This is a genomic window from Pseudomonas sp. DVZ6, from assembly GCF_024259445.1.
In the GTDB taxonomy this organism is placed as follows: Bacteria; Pseudomonadota; Gammaproteobacteria; order Pseudomonadales; family Pseudomonadaceae; genus Aquipseudomonas; species Aquipseudomonas peradeniyensis.
In genome coordinates, this window is the sequence record NZ_JANCLM010000084.1 from 1 (window position 1) to 2,180 (window position 2,180).

General features: G+C 64.7%; 2 protein-coding genes and 1 pseudogene. All 3 read right to left on the bottom strand.

Features of this window, described 5'->3' with window-relative positions:
• Positions 1-693: T6SS effector BTH_I2691 family protein (locus NMG10_RS25695; RefSeq protein WP_302328761.1), on the bottom strand; the 693-nt coding region annotated here is incomplete at its 3' end.
• Complete coding sequence (locus NMG10_RS25700) at positions 690-1,607, bottom strand: hypothetical protein (RefSeq protein ID WP_254465367.1); 918 nt, start codon at positions 1,605-1,607, stop codon at positions 690-692. The genes NMG10_RS25700 and NMG10_RS25695, both read right to left, overlap by 4 nt.
• Positions 1,604-2,180, bottom strand: a pseudogene (locus tag NMG10_RS25705) (type VI secretion system tip protein VgrG); the annotation flags it as partial. The gene NMG10_RS25700 and the pseudogene NMG10_RS25705, both read right to left, overlap by 4 nt.

The window sequence follows — 2,180 nt, forward strand, 5'->3', positions numbered from 1 at the left end:
GTGTTCGAGCTGGTGGCGGGCAATGGCGTTGACCAGGTAGCCGCGGGTGGCGGTCTGGCGCAGGAGGCGGCTGTGAAAGCCATGGACACTGTCGAAGGCGCCGGGCAGTTGCTGGTTGTACTCGAAGACCTCGCGGTCCACCTGCAGCTCGCTGAGGGTCATGGCCATGCCGAGCTGGGCGGGGGCGCTGCGGGCGAGGGTGAGGTCCAGCACCTGGAAGCGCTCGGGCGGGGTCTTGGCGTTGCGGTAGGCATTGAGCACGCTGGGCGGCCAGGTGTCGCTGCTGAAGGCGATCCACGCGGTGGAGAAGGCCTCGGTGTCGACGGTGAGGAAGGAGGAGGGGATGTCGTGGTTTTCGCCCAGGCACTGGCGGGCGAGCAAACGCGGTGGCGCGGGCGGCGGCTCGATGGGGTTGAAGCGGCGCAGGTGGGCCTCGTCGGTGACTTCGTAGGCGTACCAGATGCGCTGGTCGAGCAGGACATACAGGTAGCCGGTGCGCAGGGTGCGCAGCCCCATGCGGGTGGCGACCTGGTGGCCGCCGGCCAAGGGGTAGCGGTAGGCCGGGCGCAGGTCCGGGACCAGGGCGCGGCGCAGGGGCAGGATGGGCAGGCCCTTGCGTTCGCAGGCCTGGCACTGGTCGTGGGGCAGGACGGATTCGGCGATGACGTGGGCGATTCGCTTGCTGAGGGTCATGGGCGTACTCCGGATTGAGGCAGGTTTGCAAGCACATACCGCCAGTTGGATTCGGTGTATTCGGCGAGTGTCTGGGTCAGCGGGATCTGCGCATGCACGGCTTTGTCGATCAGTGTGCGGAGCGCAGGGTAGGTATGCAGCTGCGGGTGCAGGCAGCGTTGATGGAGGGCCAGGGCAATGATGTCGGCTGGCTCGCTCAAGCCCTGTCTGCGTGCCTGGACGATCTCTTCGTACGCCAGCACGGCGGCGACCGCTGGCAGGGAAGGCCGGTCATCGGTCTGTGGGAGCAGGGCGCGCCAGGCGCTGAGCATGGCCTGGACCAGCGGAGCTTCGGCTTGCATTTCGCCAGCCGCGACCGGTATCGGCTTTTGGGCGTACGGCTCACCGATCATGCGTACGGCAAACCCGCCGCTGGTAAGGAACAGCCAACGGTGGATGGGCCACCATGGCATTTGCTCTGCGTGTTCGTAGGCCGCTGCAAGCAGTTCCAGGCGTACAGGTTCGTATACCGGATAGAAGCAGGTCTGCGTTCCCATGGTCGGGACCTCGCACAGCGTCATGATGTGCCTGGCCAAGGCCGCGGCAGGCGTGTCACTGAATAGCCAGCCACAGACCAGGCGCCCAGGCCGCTGAACATCCCGCAGGCTTGCCCGTGCCGTCAGGGTCACCAGGGATTCCGGCAGGGGTTCTCCCGGAGACGCCAGGCAGGCCAGGATCGGATGGGCGTCGGGGGCGTGGGCGAGGTCGGTCCTGTAGATCGGCGTCAGCACTTTCGCCCCCAGCCCTTGGCGTAAACCTTCGAGCACGGCGTGGTCACTTCGCCTGGACACCGCAGTGGGGTCGATCAGCACGTGGCAGTACTGGTCCGAGGTGTGGTGATCCATGACGAACTGGGTCAAGTCAGCGGTATTCATCGGCCCTTTTCCTCACAGGCACTGCCGCTGTTCGCAGTGAGCTCCAGTGCCGTGATATTTCCGGCGCCTTCGGCCCCTGCTTGCGTGAGGCCATGAAAGTTGAGCGTCAACCCGTTGAGCGTAAGGCCCTGCTGGTCGAGCACGAGGCTTGCACCTGGGCTTATGAGCTCGATACGTTCGCTGGCGGTGAGTCGAAAGACCGTTGTCTGCTGGTCCAGGCCCTGGCCGACGGCAATGCGCTGATGACCGTCCACCCGCAGTTCGCTGTTGCCACCGACGAGGGTGTGTTGATTCACCCCGATGGTTTCGCTGCGATCATTGCTCACCTGTATGGACAGGTCCTGGCCGACCTTCAGATGGCAGTCCCGGCCTACGGCATGGGTGTGGTCATTGCCGGTTTCCTGGCGAAGGTCGTTGCCGACACTGATTTGCTCATCGTTGCCCACTTGTTCGATGCGGTTGCGGCCAACGCAGGTCGTTTCGTCATGGCCTACCCGATTGTTCTGATCCCGCTGCGCATGGATGAACACCTCTTCTTGCCCCAACTCATCCTCGAAGCGCAGCTCGTTGAAG